This window comes from Xanthomonas sp. F14, from assembly GCF_014199865.1.
On record NZ_JACHOM010000001.1, the window covers coordinates 1,981,817 to 2,002,864 of the forward strand.

Below are 21,048 nucleotides of genomic sequence, written 5' to 3' on the forward strand. Positions count from 1 at the left end.
TCCCGCCTCAGTTGGCCGCACGCGGTGCGGTCGGGGCGGAAGGAGTGCCAGCGGCTGCATTGCCGGCACCGGCAGCCGGCCTGCCCTTGGGCTGCCACGGCACGGTCTTGACCTCGATGCCGTCGCGGGCGCGCGAGACGCCTTCGACCACCAGCTGCTCGCCGGCCTTCAGGCCGCTGCGCACCAGCCATTGGTCGCCGACTTCGCGGTCGGTTTCCAGCACGCGCAGGTGCAGCTTGTGGTCGGCGCCGACCACGAACGCGGTCGGCTTGCCGGCGCCATTGCGCGAGACCGCCTGCTGCGGCACCAGCACGCCCTGCTCCTTGATGCCTTCCTGCAGCACCGCGCGCACATACATGCCCGGCAACAACTCCGCATTCGGGTTCGGGAACACCGCGCGCAAGGTGATCGAGCCGGTGTTCTGGTCGACGGTGACATCGGAGAACGCCAGGTGGCCCTGCAGCGGATAGGTGCTGCCGTCTTCCAACAGCAGCGACACCTTGGCCGCGTCGTCGCCGGCCTTCTCCAGCTCGCCGCGCGCCATCGCCTGCTTCAGGCGGAGCAAGGCCGCGCTGGGCTGGGTGACGTCGATGTAGATCGGATCCAGTTGCTGGATGGTGGTCAGTGCGGTGGCCTGGTTGGCGGTCACCAAGGCGCCCGGGGTGACGCTGGAGCGGCCGATGCGGCCGGAGATCGGCGCGTCCAGGCGCGCGAAGGCCAGGTTGATGCGCGCGGTTTCCACGCTGGCCTTGCCGGCGGCCACATCGGCCTCGGCCTGGCCCAGCGCGGCGGCGGTGTCGTCGCCGTCCTGCTGGCTGATCGCCTTGATCTGCACCAGTTCGGTGTAGCGCTCGGCCTTGAGCCTGGCAGTGCGCAGGTTGGCCTGCGCCTTGGCCAGGGTGGCCTGGGCGCTGGCATAGCTGGCGCGGTAGGTCGCCGGATCGATCTGGTACAGCGTCTGCCCGGCCTTGACGTCGCCGCCCTCGGTGAACTGGCGCGACTGCACGATGCCGCCTACCTGCGGGCGAACTTCGGCGATCAGGTAGGGAACCGTGCGTCCAGGCAGCTCGGTGGTCAGGGTCACCGGCTGCGGCTTGACGGTCAGCACGCCCATTTCGGGCATGCCCTCCTCCGGCGGCGCGCCGCCCGGCGGGCTGCCGCAGGCACTGAGCAGGACGGTGGCAGCAACGGCAGCAGCGAGCAGGGGCAGGCGAAACGAAGCATGAGGACGCACGAGGAGGTCTCCGACGGGACGCAGGATGGTTAAATCTAAACGGTACGGTTCGGTATCCTAATAAGCGCATCCGTGGGCGTCAAGCATTCCTGCCCAGTCGGTATACTTAAGCGCCCAAGGGAGTCAGTGGATGCGGGTCAGAACCGAAGAAAAACGCGACGCCATCGTGCAGGCGGCCAGCGAGGTGTTCCTCGAACTGGGCTTCGAAGGTGCCTCGATGTCGCAGATCGCCGCCCGCGTCGGCGGCTCCAAGCGCACGCTCTACGGCTATTTCCCGTCCAAGGAGGAGTTGTTCGTGGCGTTTGCCAAGGACATGTCCGACCGCTACATCGACCCGCTGCTGGACGCGCTTTCGCAGAGCAACGGCCCGGTCGCCGAGACCCTGCAGCGCTTCGGCGAGGACATCCTCGGTTTCCTGTGCGCGCCCAGCTCGATCACCATCTGGCAGACCATCATCGGCGTGTCGGGGCGGTCGGACGTGGGCGCGCTGTTCTTCAATTCCGGTCCGGAAGAAGGCGTGCAACGCATGGCCGATTACCTGCAGACGCAGATGGATCGCGGCGCGATCCGCTGCGCCGACGTCTTGATCGCGTCAAGGCAGTTCGGCGGGCTGCTGGAGGCGGAAACCCTGATGCCCTGCCTGTTCGGCGCACTCAAGGACCCCTCGCCCGAATATCTGCGCGGCGCCGCACAGCGCGCGGTGGAGATGTTCCTGGCGGCGTATGCGCTCGAGTCGGCACCGGGTTGATGCATCGGGCAGGCATGGCGCGAAAGCGCACTCCTGCACTGCGCACGCTCGTCAGAGGGCATCGCCCAGTGCGGCAATGCCTTTGTGCATGACACTGGCTTTCAGGTGTCCCACGCCGGGCGCGCAGGCGCTGCCGGCAACGCCACGCCTGCCCCACTTCAGCGATACACAGACACGCGCCACTGACCATCTGCCATCGGCAGCCAGGTGATCTCCACCGGCAGGAACTTCTCGATCAGCCGGGCATTGCTGGCCAGATGCTTACTGATGGCATCGGTCGTGAACCCGCCACTGCCGGCCAACGCCATCGGCAGCAGCAACTGGTCCGACAGATACTCGCCAACGCAGGCGCCACCATCGAGATACCGCTGCACCTGATCGGCAAGGCGCTCGCCCACCCGCTCGGCGGGCACACCGCGCTCGCCGTAGCCGGCAAAGGTCTCGACATGCGCTGCATGGCGCACACGCACAAGCGCAACATTGCCCGGTCCCAGCGCAGGACGCACGCTTTCCACATGGCGCGGGCTAGGGTCCACGCCCAGACGTGCAGCCAACACGCGTAACTCGCGATGCCCAATCTTGGTCGACAACCCGGAAATCAGGATCTTCGCCTCGATCGACTCCAACGCCCCACGTGCATCAAACACGGCGTGCTGGAGCTGCGCACAAGGCTCCACCGCCACCCGCAGCACTCCACCGCCGGCCGGATAGAAGCCATGGCGCTCCAGCACCGCCGACACGCGCACGCCCATTCGCTGCAAGGCAGGCAGATAGCAGTCGGCGATGAAGTCCACATTCGGCGCCAACGGGTTGTGCGTCCCGCCTTCGAAGGTCAGGCTGGAAGGGGTTGCTGCCTGCCAAAGCGCAGGTAGCACCGTCTGCAACACCAGGGTGGCAGAGCCCGCACTTCCGGTCGCGAAGCGATACGTCCCCGGCAACACCTGGCCCGGCTCGAACCGCAATGCCGTCGCGCCGATCTGCGCGCCATGCGTACGCGCCTGACCAATCGCCGCCGCCGCATTGACGGCCGTCAGGTGCTGACGCATCAAGCCCGGGCGTGAACGTGCTCCGCGGATGTTGTGCATGACAAAGCCGGTTCCGGTGCACAGGCTCAACGTCAATGCGGTGCGCAACAACTGTCCACCGCCTGCCGCTCCATCGATTTCAATCATGTCCATGACGCACGTCCATTCAAATAAACGCCCTGATGTCGAGATCGGGGCTGTCAATACCTTGCCGGCGCAGTGTAGGTGGATCCAATACCCAGGCGGCGCCCGCTGGCTGCACCTGCACTGCAGCGGAGTGTCCGATGCCGCAGCGTCGATGCAACGCATCGCCAGCGCTGCGGTAACCGATGCGCAGGCCTATCCCTTGACGCAGACCACCTGCCGAAGCGTATGCACGATTTCCACCAGGTCGCGCTGTGCATGCATCACCGCCTCGATCGGCTTGTACGCCGCGGGCGACTCGTCCACCACGTCCTGATCCTTGCGGCATTCCACATGCGCCGTGGCCTTGATGTGGTCGTCGAGGCTGATGCGCCGCTTGGCCTCGGTGCGGCTCATGACCCGTCCGGCACCATGGCTGCAGCTATGGAAGCTGTCGGCATTGCCGAGCCCGCGCACGATGAAGCTCTTGGCGCCCATGCTGCCGGGAATGATGCCCAGCTCGCCCTTGCGGGCACTCACCGCCCCCTTGCGCGTCACGAACACGTCCTTGCCGAAGTGGTGCTCGCGGCTGACGTAGTTGTGGTGACAGTTGACCGCCTCCGCCTGCGCCTCGAACGGCTTGGCGATGACCGTGCGCACGGCCGCCACCACGTGCCGCATCATGATTTCACGATTGATTCGCGCATAGCGTTGCGCCCAATCCACTGCAAACACGTAGTCGGCATAGTGCTCGCTGCCTTCCGGCAGGTAGGCCAGGTCCTGGTCCGGCAGGTTGATCATCCAGCGCCGCATTTCGTTCTTGGCCAGCTGGATGAAATGGTTGCCGATGGCATTGCCGACGCCGCGCGATCCGGAGTGCAGCATGAACCATACGCGCTGCGCCTCATCCAGGCAGACCTCGACGAAATGGTTGCCGGTTCCCAGCGTTCCCAGGTGCTGCAGGTTATTGGTCTTCTGCAACCGTGGATGGCGCTCGCAGATCAACGCAAAATCGCTCGCCAGCTGCGACCAGCCATCGATCGCATGCCCCGGCGGGGTCTGCCATGCGCCCTTGTCGCGCGCACCCGGCGTGCGCCCGTGCGGCACCGCGCGCTCGATCGCGCTGCGGATCGCGGCCAGGTTGTCCGGCAGGTCGCTGGCCACCAGCGTGGTACGCGCTGCGATCATGCCGCACCCGATATCCACGCCGACTGCGGCAGGCACGATCGCGCCGATAGTCGGCACCACCGACCCCACCGTGGCTCCCTTGCCCAGATGCACGTCGGGCATGACCGCGATCCAGCGGTGGATGAAAGGCAGCTTGGCGATGTTCTGCAACTGCTGGCGCGCTTCGTCCTCGAGCGGAACGCCGCGCGTCCACAGCTTGATCGGGGCCGCACCCGGCTGGGCAATCACATCGTAGTGTTCGATGCTCATGGAAATACTCCTTGAAAATGACTGAATAAAAGCGCGGTGACAAAAGTGATGGAACGCTCTGCGGAACGCCGGCGTGAACCGGCGTGACACAGCGGGAATCGAACCCAACCCAATCAGGGGAACCAAAGTAGTTCCATCGGCATTCACCGCAAAACCAAACCACGCTGCCTGCGACAAGATCAATGACACGCACGCTCTACCACTGAGCTACCGTCGTGACGGGCGGGATTCGAACCCGCGACAATGGAGTTTCACTTGCATTCGCACGACAACGCAGACAACAAGACCGACGGCGACCACGACAACGGAGATGAAACATCCTGCTCTAACCAGCTGAGCTACCACCCCACACAGGGTGGGCGGGACTCGAACCCGCGACCTGGAGCGTAAGAGGCTGTAGTTTCATCGGCATTCGTGACCACCGACGGCGAAACTTGTAGGTGGCAACCAGACCATGACACTGCTGCCAGGTCAGTCGCTACCGATTGTTCAACACATAGCATTCCTGCCACCACCCGGCGGGCCCCATTGCCCGCCGGGTCTGCACACGTCCGTGTGTGCTCACAGCTCGATCGAGCCGATCCGCTCGACCCAGCGCGTCGCACCCGCACCCTGCGCTGCGAACGTCGCGATCAGGTCGAACACCGCATCGCTGAAACCGCCGACATGCAGGATGTCGTCGCGCTCCAGCGTCTGGCTGGTTGCGACCGGCTGCAAGTCGATGCACACCATGCGGGCCTGCGGACAACGCGCCCTCAACCGCGTCCATTCCTGCATGGTTGCCGTTGCCGCACCGCTGCGGGTATCGCGCCAGCTTTCGTTGTCCGACACCAACACCAGCAGATCCACCTGAGCCCGCATTGCGTTCAAGTGCGCCAGCGGCGCACTGACGCTGGTGCCGCCACCGCATTGCGCCGCCAACTGCTGCGCCTGGGTGAGCACGCTGTCGCGTGGATTCAACCGCGGCGAACGCACCTGCGTGTCGAACGGCAGCACTGTGGCTTGCGGGTTCGTACGCTGCACGCACGCGGCGATCAAGGCCGCCACATCCACGCAACGCACGCTGGTGGTCGCCCCCTTGCGGTAGCCGGTGACCGGCGATGCCATCGATCCCGAGACATCGACCGCCACCACCACCTTGCCCTCCAGCACCGGCACCTGCCGGGTCGCGATTTCCATCGCATCCTGCAAGGCAGCACCGATCTGCGGCGGCAACTGGCTCGCCGCGGTGTAGGCCACCTGCAATTGATACGGAAACACACGGGCACGCTGGATCTGCTCCGGATCGCGCAGGCGTGCGGCCACCTTGGCCACCATCGTCGCATCGGCAAACACGCCATGACGCGCAAACGTATTGAGGTTCATCCTTAACGTCTGCCACGACACCCGCTCTGCCAGCAGTGCCCAGTGCGCCCGCGTCAACGGCACTGCCGTGTAGTACTGGAACGGCAGATCCGGCAACGCCTCGCCCGGCGAACGCTTGAACGCCTCGTACGCCTGCAGTACCGCCGGCAATGCGGTCTCCTGGTAGGGCTTGCCGATCACCCATGCATACAGGGCCTCGCGCTCGGCATCAGCCGGCTTCGGGTGCACCATGCGGATCACGTCGGCCAGCGACGGCTGCTGCCCGATCGCCGCCTGCACGATGGTGGCCACCGACGCCTGCTGCAACCACTGCCGCACCATGCGCTTGGGCAGCGAACCCAGCGACTTGCGCCCGACCTGACCGCTGCGCATGATCTGCACGAAGTTGCGCAACAACCGGCCGTTGTCGACCACGCGGGGAAACGCACGGGCAAAGACCTCCGCGTCGCGGGTGGTCAACATCGCCAGCAACAATGCCGGCATGTCCTTCATGTGCGCTACCTGACGTGCATAGATCGCGGTCTTCGCAACGAATGCCGGCGGGACCCGCTCGCACAAGGTCAGCATCTGCTGCAACTGCGCGTCGGCGCTCGCATAGTAGGTGCCGTTCAAGCAGCCGGTAGCCGCATACAACGCCAGCGCACCACGCGGCGTGCGCTCATAGGCGCAACCGCCGGCCTCGTTCTGGGCGGCCGCCTTGGGCAGCAATGCGCCACGCGGCGAGGAGAAGAGTTGAAGATTGGCCATGTCCGGCTCCTGGCGGGAACTGCCCACGGCGGGGCGATGAGCCATACTCAGCAATGCGCGTGCCAACTTTGGCAGCCAATGTATAAGGCACTGTTTTTCAAGGGTTTAATTTTATTTCCATGACACGCCGGTACGGCAAGTTTGATATTTTTCGTATACTCCAGGCGCGCTATTTATCTGGATGGATATGGACAGGACCAAGGTCATTTTCGGCATGCTCGGCGTGCAGCTGGATGCCGGCACCGGGCCGGGACGCTGGGAAAAGTGGAGACCCACCGTGTCACTGGGCATGCACGACGACTTTTTGGTTGGCCGCGTCGAACTGCTCGCCGATGCGCGCCGCCATGCAAAATTGGCGAGCGTGGTCTGCAACGATCTTGCCCAGGTGTCGCCAGATACCCAGGTGCAACAGCACGACACCTACCTGGCCGACCCTTGGGACTTCGAGGGCGTGTACGCCACCCTGCACGACTTCTTTGCCAGCTATACGTTTGCGCCGGAAGATGAGGACTATTACCTGCACATCACCACCGGCAGCCACGTCAGCCAGATTTGCTGCTTCCTGCTGACCGAGAGCCGGCACTTCCCCGGCCGGCTGCTGCAGACCTCACCGCCCCGCAAGCAAGGCAGCGGGGAGGCGGGCAGCTATGCGGTGATCGATCTCGACCTCTCTCGCTACGACCGCATTGCGCAGCGTTTCGCGCAACAGCAGATGCAGGACCGCGCCCTGCTCAAGAGCGGCATCGCCACGCGCAACCCCGCGTTCAACCGGATGATCGAGCAGATCGAGACGGTAGCCACGCGCTCCAAGGCGCCGATGTTGCTGATGGGACCCACTGGCGCCGGCAAGAGCCAGCTGGCCAAGCGCGTGTTCGAGCTGAAAAAGCTCAAGCACCAGCTGGGCGGACGCTTCGTTGAGGTGAACTGCGCCACGCTGCGCGGCGACGGCGCCATGAGCACGCTGTTCGGCCACACCAAGGGCGCCTACACCGGCGCGATCAGCGATCGCCCCGGATTATTGCGCTCCGCCCACCAGGGGCTGCTATTCCTGGACGAAATCGGCGAACTTGGGCTGGACGAACAGGCCATGCTGTTGCGCGCCCTGGAGGAGAAGCGCTTTTTGCCGGTCGGCAGCGACAAGGAGGTGGACAGCGAGTTTCAACTGATCGCCGGGACCAACCGCGACCTGCAGCAGCAGGTGCTGCAAGGGCGCTTCCGCGACGACCTGCTGGCACGCCTGAATCTGTGGACCTACCACTTACCGGGACTGGCCGAGCGCATGGAGGACATCGAGCCGAACATCGATTTCGAACTGGAGCGGTGGTCGCGCGAACAGCATCAGCGGGTCGCCTTCAACCGCGAGGCGCGTGCGCGCTACCTGGCCTTCGCGACCAGCGCAGAAGCGCGCTGGAACGGCAACTTTCGCGACCTCAGCGCCTCGGTCATGCGCCTGGCGACCCTGGCCAATGCCGGCCGTATCCAAACCGAACTGGTGGACGAGGAAATCATTCGCCTGCGCCAGCAATGGAATGGTGCACAAGCGGCGTCGCCGCTGGAGGCCTTGCTGGGCGATGGCGTGGCGCAGCTGGATCGCTTCGATCGCGTACAGCTGGAAGACGTGGTGCGCCTGTGTGCGCGCAGCAGGTCGCTGTCGCAGGCTGGCCGCGAGCTGTTCGCGGTTTCGCGCGGACAGCGCGCCAGCACCAACGACGCCGATCGCCTGCGCAAGTACCTGGCGCGCTTCGGCCTGGACTGGGAACAGGTGAAGACGAGTCCAGATACCACAGCGCAACGCTGAGGCCACAAGGCCTCAGCGTTGCGAGGCAAGCTGCTGCGCGAGCATCACTCGCCCTGTAATGCCCCCGTTATTTCCGGGACGCGAGCGCGCGCTACCTACACGCTGCACCCGGAATCGCACTCTGCTCGGCATTGCCGCAGCAGAACCAGGCACCGCCTGCCCACGACAACGACAACTTTGTCCGTCAGCGACTGCCGCGCGCCGGCGGTCAGCCGGCCACCGCGCACTTGGCGCACAGGCCGTGCACTTCCAGCGTCTGCGCCTGCGGCTGGAAGCCCAGCGCCTTGGCGCGCGCTTCCAGTTGCGCCACCACCTCGCGGTCTTCCAGTTCCACCGCGCTATGGCAGCGGTCGCAGATCAAGAACGGCACCGAGTGCTGGGCGCTGTTGGGGTGGTGGCAGGCGACGAAGGCGTTGACCGACTCGAGCTTGTGCACGAAGCCGTTGGCCATCAGGAAATCCAGCGCGCGGTACACCGTGGGCGGAGCGTCGGCGCCAACGCCCTTGCCTTCGCGCACCCAGTCCAGCAGTTCGTAGGCCTTGACCGGCTTGCCGGCGTCGGCGATCAGCCGCAGCACATTGGCGCGGATCGGCGTCAGCCGCAGGCCGCGCTCGCTGCAGGCGCGCTCCACCGCGCGCACGAAGCCGTTGGCGTCGTCGACATGGTGATGCGGTGCAGTGCAGGCGTGTTCGTTGGTTTTCATCACAGGCTCCGGCGGTCAGCCCGCCCCTATCTTGATGAGTGCCGCATCGATGCGTTTCAAGGCGCCCTCGCGTCCGGCCAGGTACACCGTCTGCGAAATGTCCGGGCTGACCTGGGTGCCGGTGATGGCCACGCGCAGCGGCTGGGCCACCTTGCCCATGCCCAGCTCCAGCGCGGCGGCCGCGTCGTGCAACGCGGCCGAGACGGTCTCCACGCTCCATTCGCTCTGTGCCGCCAGCAGTTCGCGCGCCTTGCCCAGCGGCACTTCTGCGCCCAGCTTGAGGTGCTTCATCACCGCCGCTTCGTCGTAGGTTTCCAGCGGCTGGTACCAGACCACGGCTTTTTCGGCCATTTCCTTCAAGGTCTGCACGCGTTCGCGCAGCGCCACCACCACATCGGCGGCGGCCGGGCCGGCGGCGACATCGATGCCCAGCCTGGCGAGCTGGTATTCCAGCTGCGGGGCGATGCTGGCCGGGTCGTCGGTCTTGAGGTAGTGCTGGTTGACCCAGCCCAGCTTGGCCATGTCCAGCCGCGCGGCCTTGGAATTGACGTTCTTCACGTCGAACAGGTCGAGCAGTTCCTGCCGACTGAACAACTCCTGGTCGCCGTGCGACCAGCCCAGACGAGCCAGGTAGTTGATCAGCGCATGCGGCAGATAGCCGGCGTCCTTGTACTGCATCACGTCGGCCGCGCCGGTGCGCTTGGACAGCTTGGCGCCCTGCTCGTCCAGGATCATCGGCATGTGCGCGAACTTCGGCACCGGGGCGCCCAGCGCCTCATAGATATTGATCTGGCGCGGAGTGTTGTTGATGTGGTCGTCGCCGCGGATCACCTCGGTGATGCCCATGTCCCAGTCGTCCACCACCACCGCGAAGTTGTAGGTGGGGAAGCCGTCCGGGCGGAAGATCACCATGTCGTCGAGCTCGCTGTTGGCGATCTCGATGACGCCCTTGATCAGGTCGTCGAACACCACCGTGCCGCCGACCGGATTCTTGAAGCGGATGACCCGGTTGGGGTCGTCGCGGTACGGCAGGTTCTGCTCGCGGGCGGCGCCGTTGTAGCGCGGCTTTTCCTGCCTGGCCATCGCGGCCTCGCGCATGGCGTCGAGTTCCTCGCGGGTTTCGTAGGCGTAATAGGCCTTGCCCTGGGCCAGCAGCTGCTCGGCGACCTCCTGGTAGCGGGAGACGCGCTGGGTCTGGTAGATCGGGCCCTCGTCGTAACCCAGGCCCAGCCATTCCATCGCCTCCAGGATGGCGTCGATCGCGGCCTGGGTGCTGCGCTCACGGTCGGTGTCTTCGATGCGCAGCACGAACTGCCCGCCGCGGCGGCGTGCCTCCAGCCAGCAATACAGGGCGGTGCGGGCGCCGCCGATGTGCAGGTAACCGGTGGGGCTGGGGGCAAAACGGGTGCGGCAGGTCATGGAGCGCTCGGCAAAACGGGAGTCGGCCGATTTTACCTTGACCAGCGCAGACCTGCCCGCGCGCGGCTCAGCGGTTGCGTAACAGGTCGCCGTAGACCACGTCATCGCCGCCACTGCGCGCCGGGCCGGGCGCGTCGTACAGCACCAGCCAGCTGGGCGTGTCGCCGGCCAGGTGGCTGGGAAGATTGCAGATCGCCTCGGCGCGGTCGCTGTCGGTGCCGTGCGGCAACACCGCCGATTCCAGCAGCGCGTGCTGAAAGCGCACCGGCGCCTGGTTGGCGGCCAGCACTGCACGCGCGCCCGGCCATTTGAACAGGCGGATTTCGCCGTTCAGCACCATGGTCGGGCCCGCCAGCAGGTACAGGTCGTCGCCGGAATAATGCAGGTCGCGGATGCCCAGCCCGCCCAATTGCAGGAAGTGCTTGCGCAGCAGCGTGCCGTCCTCGTCCAGCGGCGCCAGGCGCAGGTGCTCGCCATGCGCCTGCACCCGGATCTCCAGCAGCGCCGACCAGCCGCGCAGCACCGGGCCACGCAGGCCCAGCAGCAGGCGCTCGCCGTCCACCACGATGCCTTCGATATCGAAGCCGTTGTCCTTGCCCGGGATCTTCAGGAACGGGCCGAAGTGCGAGTCGTCGGCCAGCAGCTCGGTGAGCTGGTTGTGTTTGGCATCGCCCTTGAGCCGCAGCGCGCGACGGCCGTCAGCGGCTTCGCGCACCAGGCGCGGGGTGCCGTCGGCATCGCGCTCGATCGGCAGGCAGGCCAGCAGGCGGCGGTTGGCGTCGAGCTTGAGCTTGGTCAGGCGTTTGGCGTTTTCGGCATCGTCGCGACTGCGCTTGGCGTTCTTGCGCTTGAGCCCATGCGAGCCGATCACCCAGAGGAATCCCTCCGACAGCGCCATGCCTTCCAGATCCGCCTCCTCGGCCGCCTCGCCGGGCAGGTCCAGCAACTCGGCCAGCGCAAAGCTCTGCCCCTGGCCGAAGCGCAGCGTCTCGCGCTGCACGGGGTCGAGCCTGCGCAGGCGATCCACCGCGCAGGCCTCGTCGCCGGCCACCCACAGCCAGTCGTCGGTGAAAGCCGCGCCGGACAGATTGCTGTGTACCAGCGCGCCGGGCGCGAACTCGAGACGGACGCTGTGCGGAATCAGGATTTTCTTGGCCATGGGAACCTGGTGGGAGGTATTGCAAGGGATGAAAGTGGCTGAGGTACCGTAGCGCGCGGTCACCACTTGAGGCACGGCGCGTGAACGTTGCAGCGTACGTATGGCAGTGCCGTCGCGAACACCGGCTGCGCTCGCCCGACGATGAACATCGTCCTTTGAGGACCACGCTCTATCAGTCGAACGTCGCCAGCCTGGCACGTGCAACGTGAGCGCCCAATTGACCGACCCAATCGCGATCGTTGGCGACCTGGGCCTGCGCGCGGCTGGCCTCGAAGGCGGCAAAATCCAGCTCCGCATACGCCCACACGGCAGTGCCCTGGGTCTGCGCCAGCACACCGTCGGCGGGGAAGCCGACATCCATCGGTGCGAACACCGCCGCTTCGCCGGTATTGACGTCCAGCGCCGGGCTCCACGGCGCTTGCCCGGCCGTGACCGATTGCGCGACGAACACACGGTTTTCCAGCGCGCGCGCCAGGCAGCCGACCCGTACCCGCATCGCCCCGGCGGCGGTGTCGGTGCAACTTGGCACGATCAACAGCCGCGCGCCGGCCTCGTACTGCGCGCGCACCGGCAGCGGGAACTCGCTGTCGTAGCAGATCGCGATCGCCGCACGCACGCCATCCAGGTCGAACACCTTCAGCGCATTGCCCGGCTCGATCAGCCCGGTGGCCTTTTCGAAGCCGGTCAGCTGCAGCTTGTCCTGCCAGCCATGCCGGCCATCGGGGGTGAACCAGTCGCTGCGATTACGGTAACGGCCCTGGCCCAGGTCCAGCAGAAAGCTGCCGGCCACCAGATGCAGCTGATGCTGGCGCGCCAGGCGGGCAAACAGCTCCAGCCAGGGCGCACGCAGCGCCTGGATCGCCGCCAGCGACTCCGGCAACCCGGCAGAAATCTGCGTACCGAAGGTCGCGCCCAGCTCCAGCGACAGATACTCCGGCAGTACCAGCAGGCGCGCGCCGGCAGCAGCAGCCTCGCCCACCAGCGCGGACTGGCGTGCGGCGAACGCGGCAAAGTCGGCAGGTTTGCCGATCGGGTATTTGGCGACGGCAATTTTCATCTACGGGCCTGGTTGCGGTTGATCGATGGCGTAAGAGGTGACCCGGTCACGGCGGCAGTGGCCGCGTCCATACCCGCAGACTGTGGTCGATCTCACCGTGTTGCAACTCCGCCCACGCCAGCTGCACGCGCATGTCCGCTTGCGGTGCATAGCCACGTTTGCGCCAGAACACGTCGTTGGGTCGATGGTCGGCCGGCTTGCGCGGATCGTTTTCTGCGCGTTCCACCGCGCAGAACGCAGTGAGCGCGAAGCGGCCCAGTGCACGCGCATGCGCCTCGCGCTGGTCGAAAAATGCGTGGCCGATTCCCTGCCCGCGATAGTCCGGCAGCAGCACCGATTCGCCGAAATAGAACACGCTGGCCGGGTCGATGCCGGCTGCACGGAACGGCGCATGGAAGGCTTCGCTGTCGTCGAGCAGCGGCAGCCCGGTGGAGGCGCCGATCACCGCATCGCCATCGCGTGCCAGCACGAACACGCTGTCCGGCGAGGCCGCGTAGGCTGCCAGATAGCCGCGCTCGTAATCGGCGTCGCCGTCGTACAGATACGGCCAGGCGCGGAACACCGCGATGCGCAGTTGCGCCACCGCAGCCAGATGCGGCAGCACCTGCGTGCCGCGCACCGTTTCAACGATCAGGGAGGAGCCGCTCATGCCGGCCATGGTAAGCCAGCCTGGCGCAGCTGCGCCGCCGCACGTCAGCGCAGCCAGCCGCCATTGCCCGGAGCCGCCGCAGCCGGCTGCTGCCACAGCAACCACACCGCCGCCTCCTCGCTGGCCAGCAGCACACCGAGCAGTGCATCGGTGCTGCGCGCCCAGTAGCTGCCGTTGCTCAACCGCTGCCACGGCCCGTAGCGACGCGGACGCGCGTTGCCTGCCGCCGCGTCCTGCCGCTGCGCCGCCTGCAGGAAGCCGCTGCCGCCCAGGCGCAATGCCTGCGCGGTGCCTGCATGCAGGCGCAGGCCGATCACGCCGCGGCGTCCGTCGCGGCGCAGGGGCAAGGCCGACAACGGCGAAGCGTCCCAATACTGCGGCAACGCTGCGGGAAGCAGCGCCACCGTGTCGATCCCGGCGGGCAGCAAACGCTGCGCCCGCCGGTGCAACTGTGCGTGAGCGCGCATGCCGGCCTCAGCGCAGGCTGTTGCCAAGCTCGTACCAGTCGAGCTTGCGGGTCACCCACATGATGCTGGCCAGGATGCCGAACAGCAGCAACGATCCCATCAGCAGCGAGTTGTCTTCGGAGATCAACAGGCTGTAGAGCACCCCGTACAACGCCGTGAGCATCGCCGAGAACCCGGCCGCACGCGCCCAGCTGCGCAACACCCCGGACAGATAGAAGAACTGCAGGCCGATACATGCCGCGGCAGAGACCAGGTACGCCTGCCAGAACGCGATGTGCTCGGACAGGCTCAGCAGCAGCAGGAAAAAGATCGCCAGCGCCAGACCCACCAGCAGGTATTGCAGCGGATGGATCGGCAGACGCTTGATCAACTCGAACAACACGAACGCCACAAAGGTCAGCACCACGAACAGGATGCCGTACTTGCTGGCCCGGTCGGCCTGGGTATACACGTCCACCGGATCGACCAGCCGCACCTCCAGCGTATCCAGCGACGACTGGCTGGACTGCAGCTGGGTCTGTGCACCGGTGGCCAGCGACGACAACGACCAGCTCGCATCGAAACCGCGCGCGCCGATCGTCGGCGCATTCGGCAGGAAGCGCCCGCCGAACAGCGGATGCGGCCAGGCCGAGCGCAGCGCGATGTCGTTGTTGTCGGCAATCGGTGCGATCGCCAGGCTGCGGGTGCCATCCAGCACGAACGACATCTCCACCAGGTTGCCATCGCCCAGCGTGCCGGTCAGCGCATCGCCCAGCGGCTGCAGATCGGCATGGATACCGGCCGAGCGCCCCACCAGGCCACCGGCCCCGCTCTCCAGCGGCAAGCTGCGGCCGTCCACCCGCAGGCTCGGCGTGCCGACCAGGCCGCGCACATCGGAAATGCCCACCGCCAGATGCGGCCGGCCATAGCGGCGACCGGCCATGGCCGGATACTCGAACGGGTCGAACTCGGCCTTGAGCCTGGCCTTCCACGAATACACCTGCACGCGGAACAGGCCGATCTTGCGCTCGGACGGGGTCAGCTCGCCGCTCAGGGTGAGCGTGCGCGGGGTCTGCAGCAACTGGCCATCGCGCTTGCGCCAGACCTTGCGCGGGTTGCCTTGCTCGTCCGGCTCGGTGACCTGTACGTCCTCGGTAAACGGCAGCACCCGCACCGGCGCGATGAACTGCTGCTCGCCGGCCTTGCTCTGCGCCACCCGCTCCACCGCCTCGTCGCGGTAACGCGCACGGTCCTGCACCGTGCCGCGGATCAGCAGCAATGGAATCAGCAGCAACAGGATCAATCCGCCAATGGTGGCGAAGCGCAACAACAGTTTCAGGGATTTCATCGACCTTCCTCAGTCTGGGAGGTCGCCAGGGTGCGTTGCGACGGTGTCGCAGGTTTGAGGCGAATTTGAAGCGAATGTGAAGTGGGCGATCGGCAGGCTCGGCGACCGGCACTGTGATCCCGTTAGGAAATGCAGGTTTTGCCCTGCAAAAATGCAACAGAGGCCCAGGACATGCTTCCGTTGCATCGCCAGGGTTTCGCATCACCGCCGCGCGCTTCGCCGCCAGGCGCAACGATGCCAGTGCAGTTGCGCATCACGGGGCCATTGCTTCTCGAGTCTGCGTTGATCACGGCGTTCCAGTTCCGTGGTTCCGCGGCATCCGCATTCAACGTTACGCGCCGCAGCGGCGGTGTCGCACACGCTTGCCCGCTTGCCAGCCGTGGCTCAACAAACGCGCACGACTGCATTCCTCTCTCGCCTGGAGTTTGCCTTCATGACCAAGCAACGTTCGCTCACGCTCTGCCTGCTCGCTGCCCTGAGCCTGTCCGCCGCCGCCGCACAGGCGGCAATGCACGGGATGGGCCTGAAACCCTCGTCGTTGATGCAGCCGGTCACTCCGTTGTTCGGCATTGCCAGCGCCGCCAAACCCCTGCCCGCCACGGTCGACCTGACTGCCTGGGCAATCACCCCGGGCGACCAGGGCCGGGTGGGGGCGTGTGCGTCATGGGCAACCGCCCACACCCTGACCGGTTGGTATGCCAACGCCAACAAGCAGGCGCAAACCCGCTTCGCCCCGATGTATCTCTATAGCCAGGTCAACGGCGGCGTCGATGAGGGCTCCACGCTGGAAGCGCCGCTGGACGTCGCGCTGGCCCAAGGCATCGACACCGAGCAGCATTATTCGTGGGGCAACTACAACTGGAAGAACCCACCCACCGCGGCCGACCGCGCCAACGCCGCCAAGAACCGCACGCCGTACCGCAAGTACACCGTGCTGTATTCGGGCGACGGCAATGGCGGGCGGGCCCTGATCGAACAGATCAAACTTGCGCTGGCCTCGTCCACGCCGGTGGCGATCGGCTTCTATGTCAGGCAGGGGTTCGAAGACCTCACGCCAAAAAACCAGGTCGACTACGACACCAAGACGCCGATCCTGGGCGGGCACGCGGTGATCGCGCTGGGCTACGACAGCGAAGGGCTGCTCGTCGAAAACAGCTGGGGCACCGAGTGGGGCAACAAGGGCTTTGGCAAGCTGTCCTGGTCGGTGGTCGCCAAGGACGTCATCGGGGCCGACGTGGTGCACTGACACACAGCGGCTGCGCACGGTGAGGCGCGGCGGACACGGACACGGATGCGGCATGTGCCTGGCGCATGCCGCTTGCGTGCCACCGCGATGCCGCCGCCGTCGGCCGCCGGCCTGTGCACTGACGGCACGCAATGCGGTTCAGAGCCGCCGACACACCTGCTACACAGCCGCCAGGCGGGCGCGGACGGCGCGCGGAATCGGCGCGTACCACTCGGTTGCTGGACCCACCTGACGACTGCTCGCTACGTTCTGCGGTTTGTAAGCGCGCTTAGCCGATGGGCAGGCGCAGGGTCGCGATCGCGCCGCCACCCTCGCGGTTGCCCAGCGTGGCCTCGCCACCATGCAGGCGCGCCACTTCGCGCACGAACGGCAGGCCAAGGCCGGAGCTGCGTTGTCCGGTCTGCGGGCGGGCCAGCGAATAGAAACGTTCGAACACCCGTTCCAGTGCGTAGTCCGGCACGCCGCTGCCGCGGTCCTCGACCACCAGCTGCAGCTGTTCCTCCAGCACCTGCGTACGCAGCTGGATGGTGCAGCCCTGCGGTGAAAACGCGATGGCATTTTCCAGCAGGTTGATCAGCGCCTGGCGCAGCAGGAATCCATCGCCCAGCACGTACTGCCCGCGCGCGGTGTCGGATGCGGCATCGCGTTCCAGCAGCACGCCGGCCGCTGCCGCGCGCGGCAGCACGGCATCCACGGCCGCCTGCAGCAGGCCAGCCACCGCGATGCGCTCGCGCGTCTGCAGCCAGCCGTGCTGCTCCACCTCGGCCAGCGCCAGCAGCTTGTCGATGGTTTCGGTCAGGCGCAGCTCCTGCGCGCGGATGCTGGCGACAAAGTGCTGGCGATCGGCTTCCGGCAGTGGCTCGCTCAACAGTTCGGACGCGCCACGGATTGCCGCCAGCGGGCTCTTCATCTCGTGCGTCAGCGACTGCACGTACTGCTCCACGTAGGCCTTGCCTTCCAGCTTGCGCCGCATGCTTTCCAGCGCCTGGCCGAGGTCGCCGATTTCATCGCCGCGCGGCTCCGGCGGCGGCTCCGGCACGCCGGCGCTCACCGCCTGTGCGTAGCGATTGAGCCGGCCGATGCCGCGCATCAGCCACCAGGTCATCCAGATGCCGATCAGCGCGGAAATGCCGATCAGCCAGGCACCGCGCTGCAGGATGTTGCGCTGGCTGGCCTCGATGAACGGGTCGATGCTGCGATTGGGCTGCGCCAGCGTCAGCACGCCGATCAACTTGGCCGGGTCATTCGGCGCGTAGATCGGTGCGGCCACATGCATCACCGTGGCGGTCGGGTCGCCATCGACCTCGGGGCTGGAACGCGCGCCGTATTCGCCGCGCAAGGTGCGATAGACATCGTTCCAGCGCGAGTTGTCGCGGCCTACATCGCGGCCCAGCGAGTCGAACACCACCACGCCGCGCGCATCGGTGACGGTGACGCGGTAGGCCACATCGTTCTTGCGGAACCGCCACACCCAGGCCTTGGGGTCGCGCCGCTGCGCCTGCGCCACGTTGCGCGCGAAGCTGCCGCTGGCGATGGTGCCGGCAGCCAGCTCGCTGCTGGCCATTTCCGCCAGCACATTGGCCGCGTCCACCAGCGTGGATTCCATCGCCTGGCGCACACCCGGCTTGACCTCGTTGACGAACACCCGCATCACGAAGAACGCGGCCAGCCCGACGATCAGGAAGAAGCCCAGGAACAGCTTGAGACCGAGCCGCATCTCAGGCCCCGGTCCGAAGAACACCACGACGCCTGCGCGCGGCCATGGCTATAGCTCCAGCGCGTAGCCGAGGCCACGGTGGGTGCGGATCGGGTCGGCCGGCACGCCGGCCTGGCGCAGCTTGCCGCGCAGCGTCTTGATATGGGTGTCCACGGTGCGGTCTGCGCTGTCGGCAGTGGCGTCCCAGCCGCGGTCCATCAGCTGCGCGCGGCTCAGGATCGCGCCGGGGCGCTGCAACAGCGCCGACAGCAGCGCGTACTCGTAGCGGGTCAGCGGCAGCAGCGCATCGCCGTAGCGGATGCGGCTGCCCTCGCGGTCGATCGCAAACGCGCCATGCGGCTGCCAGCCCGGCTCCGCCACGACCGCCACACTGCGACGACGCAGCCGCGCGCGCACCCGCGCCACCAGCTCCCGCGGGGAGAACGGCTTGGCCATGTAGTCGTCGGCGCCCAGTTCGAAGCCGAGCACGCGGTCGATCTCGTCGTTGCGCGCGGTCAGGAAGATCACCGGCACGTCGCTGAACCCGCGCAGCGTGCGGCACACCTCGAAGCCGTTGATATCCGGCAGGCCCACGTCCAGCACCACCACATCGGCCGGGTCGGCACGCAGGCGCGCCAATGCGTCACGGCCCAGCAGGCAGTGTTCGGGCGCGTAGCCTTCGCTGCGCAGCGCGTACAGCACGGTATCGGCAATGGCGGCTTCGTCTTCGACGACGAGCACGCGGGCGGGGGACTCGGACATGGCGCGCAGCATAGCCGCATGCTGGCGCGGCCCGTACACTGCCGCGATGAACTATCGCCACGCCTTCCATGCCGGCAACCATGCCGACGTGCTCAAGCACATCGCCTTGCTGGCGCTGATCGACACCCTCAAGCGCAAGGACACGCCGTTCTTCGTGCTCGACACCCACGCCGGCCGCGGGCGCTACCAGCTCGGCGGCGAGGAAAGCCGCAAGACCAACGAGGCCGATGCCGGGGTGATGCGGCTGATGGCCGAGTCGACCCTGCCCGAGGTGGTCGAACGCTATCTGCGCGCGGTACAGGCCGACAACCACACCGTCGCCCGCCCGGCCACGCCCGGCCAGAAGCCGGCGCGCCCCACCGCCGGCATCCAGATCAACCATTACCCCGGCTCGCCGTTGCTGGCGGCGCAGGCGTTGCGCGAACAGGACCGCATGGCGTTCTGCGAGTTGCAGCCGGAAGAGGCCGAGGCGCTCAAGCGTCTGTTCGCCAGGGACAGCCGCGTGCGCGTGCATGCCGGCGATGGCTACGAGGCGATTCGCGCCTTCGTGCCACCGCGCGCGGGCGAGACCAAGATCGGCCGCGGGCTGGTGCTGATCGACCCGCCATACGAGGCGCAGGAAGCCGAGTACCCGCAGGTCATCCATAGCGTGCGCGAGACGCTGGCGCGCTGGCCGCAGGCGATCTGCATGGTGTGGTACCCGATCAAGCTGCGCCGCAGCCTGCAGCCGTTCATGCGCAAGGCGGCCACGCTGCCGGCCAAGTCGGTGCTGGTGGCCGAGCTGCAGGTGCGCCCGGACGACTCGCCGCTGCGCCTCACCGGCAGCGGGCTGCTGATCGTCAATGCGCCGTGGCAGTTCGACCAGGTGCTGGCACCCGCGCTGCCGGTGCTGAAGCAGCACCTGGGCGAGGCAGGTGCCTCGACCCGGCTGGAGTGGCTGCGCCAGGACGCCTGAGTTACCTATACCGGGAGTTACCTATACCGGGCGCCTGCTCGCGCTGGCGAACGCGGCTGCATACTCACGACTGGATCACGGTATCGCTCGGTACAGTGATCAGGGAAGCACTGCCACCCCCTGACGACCCCCAGCGGCGCACCGGATTCATTCACGGTTGTGCGCTGGGCGGGTGCCAGAATCTTCCGATCTTTAAGGAACACCGGTCATGGCCATTCGCAATCGCATGCCTCCCTGGCATGAAAACTTCAGTCTGCCCAATGGCCGCACACTCCTGCTCCGTCCGATCCGTCCCGAGGACGGTCCGCCGCTGCAGGGTGCTTTCAGCCTGTTGGGACCGGAGGAAATCCGCGCGCGCTTCGTGCGTTCCTCCGCCGAAATCACCCCGGAGATGGTGCAGCGCCTGACCCATCCCAACCCCAAGAGCGAAATCGTGCTGGTGGCCGCCGAACAGCTGCCCCCGGGCGAAGCCCTGGTAGGTGCGGTGGCGCGTGCGGCACTGGTGCCGGGCACCCGCCAGGCCGAGTACACCATCCTGGTCAGCAGCTTCGTCGCCGGCCAGGGGCTGGGACGGCAGCTGATGCGCAAGCTGGTCAAGTGGGCACGGCGCAAATACCTGGATTGCCTGTTCGGCGACGTGCTGCAAAGCAATGTGCCGATGCTGCAGCTAGCCGAGTCGCTGGGCTTCAAGCCACAGCCGCATCCGGAGTCGCCGGAGTTGGTGCGGATGGTTCTCGAGCTGGATGCCTGAGGGGCTGGGATTCGGGATTCGGGATTGGGGATTGGGAGGGCCGCCGCGCCCTTGACTCACCCGGCTTTGGTTGTTGATCTGTCGCTTGTCTGCAAGGCCCTTGCCCGCCCACCATCGCAGGACACGCCGCAAGTACGTCCGTGTAGGCTCTGGCGCGGCATCCATGCCGCTCAAGGTCCCGCGACGGTGAGCGGGCAAGGACCTGTCGCGATGGTCGGTCCGCATAGTGCGAGCAGCACGGTGTCAGGCAAGAAAGCGTCCGCTCGTTTTCGCAAGAAAGCCAGTGCAGCGGACCAGCTTTTCAAACAACCGACCAACTGTCTGGGGCGGTGTCCTCGCCGATTGCGGGACCGTGTGGCGGCATGGATGCCGCCACCGAG

General features: G+C 66.6%; 18 protein-coding genes. 5 read left to right on the forward strand and 13 right to left on the reverse strand.

Annotation, left to right across the window (positions count from 1 at the left end; translation table 11 throughout):
• Positions 1-7: 7 nt before the first annotated feature.
• Positions 8-1,234, reverse strand: coding sequence for an efflux RND transporter periplasmic adaptor subunit (locus GGR73_RS08535; protein ID WP_184456416.1), 1,227 nt, complete (start codon positions 1,232-1,234; stop codon positions 8-10).
• A 130-nt stretch (positions 1,235-1,364) separates the two neighbouring features.
• On the opposite strand from GGR73_RS08535, the gene GGR73_RS08540 reads away from it, so the two are divergent.
• On the forward strand, positions 1,365-1,982 hold the full coding sequence (locus GGR73_RS08540; protein WP_039526278.1) for a TetR/AcrR family transcriptional regulator: 618 nt from the start codon (positions 1,365-1,367) through the stop codon (positions 1,980-1,982).
• Positions 1,983-2,140: 158 nt separating this feature from the next.
• On the opposite strand, the gene rtcA is transcribed toward GGR73_RS08540, so the two are convergent.
• From rtcA to GGR73_RS08555, 3 genes are all read right to left on the reverse strand, one after another.
• Positions 2,141-3,211 carry an RNA 3'-terminal phosphate cyclase gene (gene rtcA, locus GGR73_RS08545; RefSeq protein WP_456362931.1) on the reverse strand — a complete coding sequence of 357 codons (1,071 nt, stop codon included), beginning with the start codon at positions 3,209-3,211 and terminating at the stop codon, positions 2,141-2,143.
• Positions 3,212-3,346: 135 nt separating this feature from the next.
• A complete protein-coding gene (locus GGR73_RS08550; protein WP_039526275.1) occupies positions 3,347-4,567 on the reverse strand; it encodes an RtcB family protein in 1,221 nt (406 codons plus the stop codon).
• A 561-nt stretch (positions 4,568-5,128) separates the two neighbouring features.
• Positions 5,129-6,679: a VWA domain-containing protein gene (locus GGR73_RS08555; protein WP_184456418.1), complete on the reverse strand. Its 1,551-nt coding sequence runs from the start codon at positions 6,677-6,679 to the stop codon at positions 5,129-5,131.
• A gap of 187 nt (positions 6,680-6,866) precedes the next feature.
• On the opposite strand from GGR73_RS08555, the gene rtcR reads away from it, so the two are divergent.
• Entirely contained in the window at positions 6,867-8,477 is a 1,611-nt protein-coding gene (gene rtcR / locus GGR73_RS08560; protein WP_184456420.1) for an RNA repair transcriptional activator RtcR, read from the forward strand.
• A gap of 208 nt (positions 8,478-8,685) precedes the next feature.
• Here rtcR and GGR73_RS08565 read toward each other — a convergent pair whose 3' ends face one another.
• The 7 genes from GGR73_RS08565 to creD all read right to left on the reverse strand — a co-directional run bounded on the left by GGR73_RS08565 (position 8,686) and on the right by creD (position 15,258).
• Positions 8,686-9,180, reverse strand: a complete 495-nt coding sequence (locus tag GGR73_RS08565) for a Fur family transcriptional regulator (protein ID WP_167763960.1) — start codon at positions 9,178-9,180, stop codon at positions 8,686-8,688.
• 15 nt (positions 9,181-9,195) lie between these two features.
• Positions 9,196-10,599, reverse strand: a complete 1,404-nt coding sequence (gltX, locus tag GGR73_RS08570) for a glutamate--tRNA ligase (protein ID WP_054592981.1) — start codon at positions 10,597-10,599, stop codon at positions 9,196-9,198.
• Positions 10,600-10,666: 67 nt separating this feature from the next.
• The gene (locus tag GGR73_RS08575) at positions 10,667-11,758 is read right to left on the reverse strand and encodes a DUF3616 domain-containing protein (RefSeq protein ID WP_184456421.1); all 1,092 of its coding nucleotides are present in this window, start codon (positions 11,756-11,758) and stop codon (positions 10,667-10,669) included.
• Between the two features lie 172 nt (positions 11,759-11,930).
• Positions 11,931-12,815 (reverse strand): carbon-nitrogen hydrolase family protein, encoded by an 885-nt coding sequence (locus tag GGR73_RS08580; protein WP_184456423.1) that lies wholly within the window; start codon positions 12,813-12,815, stop codon positions 11,931-11,933.
• A 46-nt stretch (positions 12,816-12,861) separates the two neighbouring features.
• On the reverse strand, positions 12,862-13,473 hold the full coding sequence (locus GGR73_RS08585; RefSeq protein WP_126965901.1) for a GNAT family N-acetyltransferase: 612 nt from the start codon (positions 13,471-13,473) through the stop codon (positions 12,862-12,864).
• 35 nt (positions 13,474-13,508) lie between these two features.
• Positions 13,509-13,931 (reverse strand): hypothetical protein, encoded by a 423-nt coding sequence (locus GGR73_RS08590; RefSeq protein WP_126965900.1) that lies wholly within the window; start codon positions 13,929-13,931, stop codon positions 13,509-13,511.
• Positions 13,932-13,938: 7 nt separating this feature from the next.
• Complete coding sequence (gene creD / locus GGR73_RS08595) at positions 13,939-15,258, reverse strand: cell envelope integrity protein CreD (RefSeq protein WP_184456425.1); 1,320 nt, start codon at positions 15,256-15,258, stop codon at positions 13,939-13,941.
• A gap of 433 nt (positions 15,259-15,691) precedes the next feature.
• Between creD and GGR73_RS08600 the strand changes: the two genes are divergently transcribed.
• Positions 15,692-16,504 carry a C1 family peptidase gene (locus GGR73_RS08600; protein ID WP_184456427.1) on the forward strand — a complete coding sequence of 271 codons (813 nt, stop codon included), beginning with the start codon at positions 15,692-15,694 and terminating at the stop codon, positions 16,502-16,504.
• Positions 16,505-16,772: 268 nt separating this feature from the next.
• Here the strand turns inward: GGR73_RS08600 and creC are convergent, their stop codons facing one another.
• Positions 16,773-18,221, reverse strand: a complete 1,449-nt coding sequence (gene creC, locus GGR73_RS08605; RefSeq protein WP_184456429.1) for a two-component system sensor histidine kinase CreC — start codon at positions 18,219-18,221, stop codon at positions 16,773-16,775.
• 48 nt (positions 18,222-18,269) lie between these two features.
• Positions 18,270-18,974 (reverse strand): two-component system response regulator CreB, encoded by a 705-nt coding sequence (creB, locus tag GGR73_RS08610; RefSeq protein WP_180969196.1) that lies wholly within the window; start codon positions 18,972-18,974, stop codon positions 18,270-18,272.
• A 34-nt stretch (positions 18,975-19,008) separates the two neighbouring features.
• Between creB and GGR73_RS08615 the strand changes: the two genes are divergently transcribed.
• Both GGR73_RS08615 and GGR73_RS08620 read left to right on the forward strand, forming a co-directional pair.
• The gene (locus tag GGR73_RS08615) at positions 19,009-19,917 is read left to right on the forward strand and encodes a 23S rRNA (adenine(2030)-N(6))-methyltransferase RlmJ (protein WP_016902309.1); all 909 of its coding nucleotides are present in this window, start codon (positions 19,009-19,011) and stop codon (positions 19,915-19,917) included.
• Between the two features lie 208 nt (positions 19,918-20,125).
• Complete coding sequence (locus GGR73_RS08620) at positions 20,126-20,668, forward strand: GNAT family N-acetyltransferase (protein ID WP_039526258.1); 543 nt, start codon at positions 20,126-20,128, stop codon at positions 20,666-20,668.
• The last annotated feature ends 380 nt before the right edge of the window (positions 20,669-21,048 follow it).

Excerpts from the sequence above, each read along its gene's own strand:
- GGR73_RS08540 (WP_039526278.1), top strand. The coding sequence starts at position 1,365 with ATGCGGGTCAGAACCGAAGAAAAACGCGACGCCATCGTGCAGGCGGCC.
- GGR73_RS08550 (WP_039526275.1), bottom strand. The coding sequence starts at position 4,567 with ATGAGCATCGAACACTACGATGTGATTGCCCAGCCGGGTGCGGCCCCG.
- GGR73_RS08555 (WP_184456418.1), bottom strand. The coding sequence starts at position 6,679 with ATGGCCAATCTTCAACTCTTCTCCTCGCCGCGTGGCGCATTGCTGCCC.
- rtcR (WP_184456420.1), top strand. The coding sequence starts at position 6,867 with ATGGACAGGACCAAGGTCATTTTCGGCATGCTCGGCGTGCAGCTGGAT.
- GGR73_RS08565 (WP_167763960.1), bottom strand. The coding sequence starts at position 9,180 with ATGAAAACCAACGAACACGCCTGCACTGCACCGCATCACCATGTCGAC.
- gltX (WP_054592981.1), bottom strand. The coding sequence starts at position 10,599 with ATGACCTGCCGCACCCGTTTTGCCCCCAGCCCCACCGGTTACCTGCAC.
- GGR73_RS08575 (WP_184456421.1), bottom strand. The coding sequence starts at position 11,758 with ATGGCCAAGAAAATCCTGATTCCGCACAGCGTCCGTCTCGAGTTCGCG.
- GGR73_RS08580 (WP_184456423.1), bottom strand. The coding sequence starts at position 12,815 with ATGAAAATTGCCGTCGCCAAATACCCGATCGGCAAACCTGCCGACTTT.
- GGR73_RS08585 (WP_126965901.1), bottom strand. The coding sequence starts at position 13,473 with ATGGCCGGCATGAGCGGCTCCTCCCTGATCGTTGAAACGGTGCGCGGC.
- GGR73_RS08590 (WP_126965900.1), bottom strand. The coding sequence starts at position 13,931 with ATGCGCGCTCACGCACAGTTGCACCGGCGGGCGCAGCGTTTGCTGCCC.
- creD (WP_184456425.1), bottom strand. The coding sequence starts at position 15,258 with ATGAAATCCCTGAAACTGTTGTTGCGCTTCGCCACCATTGGCGGATTG.
- GGR73_RS08600 (WP_184456427.1), top strand. The coding sequence starts at position 15,692 with ATGACCAAGCAACGTTCGCTCACGCTCTGCCTGCTCGCTGCCCTGAGC.
- creC (WP_184456429.1), bottom strand. The coding sequence starts at position 18,221 with ATGCGGCTCGGTCTCAAGCTGTTCCTGGGCTTCTTCCTGATCGTCGGG.
- creB (WP_180969196.1), bottom strand. The coding sequence starts at position 18,974 with ATGCTGCGCGCCATGTCCGAGTCCCCCGCCCGCGTGCTCGTCGTCGAA.
- GGR73_RS08615 (WP_016902309.1), top strand. The coding sequence starts at position 19,009 with ATGAACTATCGCCACGCCTTCCATGCCGGCAACCATGCCGACGTGCTC.
- GGR73_RS08620 (WP_039526258.1), top strand. The coding sequence starts at position 20,126 with ATGGCCATTCGCAATCGCATGCCTCCCTGGCATGAAAACTTCAGTCTG.